4 protein-coding genes and 1 pseudogene are annotated in these 4,501 nt (G+C 58.4%); all 5 read right to left on the bottom strand.

The genetic code is table 11. The features are described from left to right. Positions 1 to 614, bottom strand: a 614-nt coding sequence (locus DW49_RS0107130; protein WP_477742855.1) for a Y-family DNA polymerase, incomplete at its 3' end; no start/stop codon positions are given. Beyond that, entirely contained in the window at positions 565 to 2,013 is a 1,449-nt protein-coding gene (locus DW49_RS0107125; RefSeq protein ID WP_005622074.1) for an NAD(P)/FAD-dependent oxidoreductase, read from the bottom strand. The genes DW49_RS0107130 and DW49_RS0107125, both read right to left, overlap by 50 nt. 38 nt (positions 2,014 to 2,051) lie before the next feature. Further along, the gene (locus DW49_RS0107120; RefSeq protein WP_229687597.1) at positions 2,052 to 3,056 is read right to left on the bottom strand and encodes an isopenicillin N synthase family dioxygenase; all 1,005 of its coding nucleotides are present in this window, start codon (positions 3,054 to 3,056) and stop codon (positions 2,052 to 2,054) included. A gap of 166 nt (positions 3,057 to 3,222) precedes the next feature. Next, a pseudogene (locus tag DW49_RS01000000128115) lies at positions 3,223 to 3,502 on the bottom strand (helix-turn-helix domain-containing protein); the annotation flags it as partial. Positions 3,503 to 3,645: 143 nt separating this feature from the next. Next, complete coding sequence (gene def / locus DW49_RS1000000129680) at positions 3,646 to 4,155, bottom strand: peptide deformylase (protein WP_005735414.1); 510 nt, start codon at positions 4,153 to 4,155, stop codon at positions 3,646 to 3,648. Positions 4,156 to 4,501: the final 346 nt, after the last annotated feature.

The following is a 4,501-nucleotide window of genomic DNA, read 5'->3' as shown; positions in this document are numbered from 1 at the left end:
ATCGGCCCCAGCTCGGTCAGTCGCTTGCCAAACATTCTGCTGCAACAAATCTCCTGCCGTGGCGGCTCGACTTCGTCCAGCTCCAGGCACGCGGTACCCGCCAGCTCGCGTGCGGTTTTCTCGATCACAACGCTAAACGTTTTGCGCAGCATCCAGGGATCCGCCATAGCAAGGTCCTTGGCCGACAGGATCTGCATGCCCTCCAGGTGCGCTTTCATTTTTCGACCGATGCCCCAGACCTCACCAACAGAGGTATTGCGCAGCACCCAATCGCGTTTTACCGGGTCGCAGATGTCCACGACACCACCTGTGTGCGCCTGGAGACGCTTTGCGGTGTAATTGGCCAGCTTGGCCAGCTTGGCCAGCTTGGCCAGTGTCTTGGTCGGTGCAATCCCGACACCCACGGGAATACCTGTGCAGCGATGGACTTTGGCTCGAATCGATCTTCCCAACTCGGTCAGATTGCCTGGCATGCCGGTCAGGTCTGCAAAAGCCTCATCGATGGACGCCACTTGAACCGCAGCATGAGCGCACAGCGACCAGCGATGGCTCTCCACGACTCGATTAAGATGCTGCGGGTGCCGGGAGCAGGTGCGCCCTTTCTCCAATTTCATAGAAGAGCTTGTGAACCGTCTCGCTGAAGGGAGCCCCCTTCAGCCGGGTTTGAATCATCGCGTGCAGCGAGTCGCCGCCTGCATCGTTGCACACGGCCGCTTGAAGCAAACTGCGCAGATAGGCTTCGAGCTCGTGCGCGCGGTTGTAGGGGAGCGGGCCGCGCGGATCCTGGAGGAATGCCACCAGATCGCGCACGCCGACGTCGAGCAGCCGGCCCATGTCCCAGCCGACCTTGTTCTCCTCGCCCAGCACCGAGAACGGATTGCCCTGATATGGCGCGGCACGCAGGCCTAACTCGGCGGCGATCATCGCAGCGACGAGCGGCGCCATGAGTACGCCGTTTCGATACGTGCCGGTGGCAATGTACAAATTTGCGATGCGCGTCTTACCGACGAGCGGCCGCTTGTACGCCGCGATCGGCCGAAAGCCAACACGAATCTGTTCGATGCGGCTCGTGCGAATGTCGGTGTTGATTTGATGGATGGCCTCATCGAACAGGCCGTGCAGCTCACCAGGCTGGACCTTGGCCTCGGCCTCCTCGTCCACACCAGTGAAATTGGTGGCGCCAACGTACAGGCAACCGCTCCCAGGTTGCGGCACGACGTGAATGCCACACGCGAATGTGCGATTCGGCGTGCGTATCGTGTGCGCGACGGCCGGTGCCGCACTGAGGAGGCATGAGACCCCCTTGCCGAAGCTCAGTGCGGGCAGCGCGGCGTCCTTGACGAGCGACGGGTCAAGGCAATCGAGTGAGCGAGACCCGCCCGCGATCACGACGGCGTCGGCCGCAACGGTGCTCCCGTTGGAGAGCGTGATGGTCCAAGACAGGCCTTCTGCTTTCGCCTGCACGACGGACGTATCGAGATGCTGGTAGTTCTCGCGCCGCGCGAGCACCTGCATCATCGCGTCGAGCAACTCGCCGGAATTAACGGCGTGCTCGTTCTTCAGATACAGGCACAGTGCCGGTGCGTGGACTGGGCTCGGCTTGAGTCCGGGCACGTCGCCGGGCTCGATCCATTCTGCGGGTTCGCTGCGCAACGCCGCCTCCTGCTGCATGCGGCGGATACCGTCGCGATCCCGCGCTCCTTGGTTGTTCGCGATGATGACGGTGCCATCGACTTGCGACACCCGCGCGCCCGACAGTTCGCGAAGGCGCGCAAGCCAGGACGGGTAGTAACGCTGTGCGGCGAGGCGGAAATCAAACTCCGCCATCTCTTCGGGGCCGTCATCGGCGGACAACTCCCCGAATGCACCGAGCATCGCCCCCGCAGCTCGTGAAGCCGAGAGCTCATCGCCGGTACGCGGAAACGCGTTGATCACGTTCACGCCGCTTTCGCTCAGTTCCAGCGCGATGGACAAGCCGACCACGCCTCCGCCAATGACCATGATGTTTTTCATTTGCCTTATCCCTGGGATGCCAGTGCGTTGGTTTGAGGTTATTGCTTTCGGTACTCGAACACGCCGTTGAAGCTCTGCAAGAGATGCGCACCCATCGTGGTGGGCGCGTAGCGCGCCGGTGTCGCTGCCGTGACGAACGGCGGCAGCGGTTCGACCACGCAATCGTAGTCGGGATCGAAGAAGAAGTTGAGCGAGTGGCGCGTCTTGCCGGACACGTTCAGCACGCGATGCGGAGTGGCGCGCCATTGGTCGTTCGTCCACATGCCCGTCACGTTGCCAAGCAGGCACGTGAACGTGCCCGGGATGCGCGGCGCAGGGATCCAACGCCCCGACGGGTCGCAGACCTCGAGCCCTTCCTCGTCGATCTGCCAGATCACCGTGACGATCCCGTAGTCTGTGTGCGCACCACAGCCGATCGCACAGCCCGTTTCGCCCGGCGGCTGTTGCGGATAGCGCGCGGCACGCAGTTGCGCCAGTGGTTTCAGGGTTCGCTCGGCGAAATAGGTGTTCGGCAGCCCAAGCCCGAGTGCGAATAACTCACTGATGTTCTCGCACATCGCCAGCCACTCCCGGTACAGCCACGACAGCGTCGGCCGCAACAGCGGCTGCGCGGCGGGCCAGGCGTTGGGGCCATGGAAGAATTTTCCTGCACGGACATCCGGGTCGTCAGGCTCCAGTTCGAGAGCCATGTCGAACGCCTCCTTGATGTCCTTGATCGCGCTGCCATAAGCGGTCTCTCCGCCCGCAGGCACGTAGCCTCGGTGGAAAGGCGACTTGGCGATGTCGATCGCCATCTTGTCAGCGAGCGGCAGATCGAAGAACTCGCGCACGCCAGCCGCCGCAGCGGTCAGCAAGTCTGCGGGAAGTCCGTGATCCTCGACATAGAAATAGCCGCTTTCTCGACAGACCTGGCCGAGCGCTTGTGCCAGCGCCCGTTTTCGCGATTCATCGCGCTGGCGAACCGCAGCCAGGCTGATGATCGGTGTGCACCGATCATCAGCCAGGTACCTCACATATGGACCATGATCCGAAGCACTGCTCACGATATCTCCCTATCGATCAACCAAAAAAGGGCTTTGCAAAAGACCAACGGCGCGGCCGACACATCTACTCGGGGAGCCCGCCTCTATTCTCGCCTTTTTATGACAAAAGTCCCAATGAGTGGCGCTGACGAAAAATGAGTTCCGTGAAAGACAGGGTAATTGGCCATGATGAACCGCCGTCGTAGCCCTCGGCTTTGATCTGCTCGAAGAGAGCCTTTGCGGTTCTGCGGTTGTGTTTTGCCCGAAGCGAATCGGCTTTGAGAGCCTGCTCTAGTTCCGTGGAAAGGGCTGAGCTTGTTGAAAGCGGCTTGCCGCTGGTACACCGGCTGTTTGGTTTCGGGGGCTCTGAGCCACTTTCGGATGGTGTTCCTGGACAGCCCGGTACGCTTGGCTATTTGGTGAAGCGACAGCTTGTCGCGGAAATACATCCGCCGAATTTTTCCCATCATTTCCATGCTGATCACCTGGTGGTCTCCTGCTCGGAAAGTGAGCAGGAGAACACCAGGGTCAGTTTTCGGTCAGCGACAACACGCGGGTGTCCTGGATGAGCAACGAATCTGGAAAATCTCTACACATGAAGGCCGATTGGTTATTTGCTCGCTATAGGCTCTCGTTGATATAGAGATACCTCACTGGCGATATCTATATAAAGAATACCGTTCAGATGATCGACTTCATGCTGGATAATCCGTGCATGAAACCCTTCTGCCTTGCCTCGGACGTTAAGACCATCCATGTCTTGAGCCGTATATTCGATCGTCGCATACCGAGGTACAATGCCTATTTTACCCGGAACGCTAAAACACCCTTCACGTCCTTCTGTTCGACCAACTCCGGAAGTAATAACCGGATTTATCAGTACCGTGGGGGGGACCGGAGATTCGCCGGGTGCTCGCTCCTCATTCCCAGAAAATTCAATGACAATAATGCGTGCATCCACCCCGATTTGTGGAGCTGCCAGACCCACGCCGTTTCCATCACGCATGGTTTCAAACATGTCATCTACTAAAGTACGTAATTCACCATTCGAAAATTTATCAACCTGAGCAGACACTTTACGTAATAAAGGAGCATCGGGCGGAAGAAATGCTCTTATCATCAATGTATTTCCTTAAATAATTGACTACTCCTGCCTATAATAATAGGAATTGGCATGTAGTGAACCCTATCTTACTCAGTGAGTATCTAGATGCGCAAGAGGGTTCATGCATAGGAATTTCAAAATGCCTATGCATCAAGCTGACGCTATGGAAGGAGGCGTCATGCCTTCATAGCGATGGGTAGGAAGACGCTGATGCGTTACTTATGCAGTGAAAACCCCTATAAATCCGCATTAACACAGGTTATTTCACCGCGAAGCCTAGGTGCGGACGCACCTTCCCCCTCTCAGGGCTTCACGTACCTCATCTGCGCGATCGCCTGAGCGTTGAGGACCAGTCCCTGCA

Origin of the sequence: Pseudomonas avellanae BPIC 631 (genome assembly GCF_000444135.1) — a bacterium.
GTDB lineage: Bacteria > Pseudomonadota > Gammaproteobacteria > Pseudomonadales > Pseudomonadaceae > Aquipseudomonas > Aquipseudomonas avellanae.
This window is presented reverse-complemented; position numbering and strand designations above follow the sequence as displayed.

Coding starts and splice junctions, on each gene's coding strand:
- DW49_RS0107125 (WP_005622074.1), bottom strand. CDS start 2,013: ATGAAAAACATCATGGTCATTGGCGGAGGCGTGGTCGGCTTGTCCATC.
- def (WP_005735414.1), bottom strand. CDS start 4,155: ATGATAAGAGCATTTCTTCCGCCCGATGCTCCTTTATTACGTAAAGTG.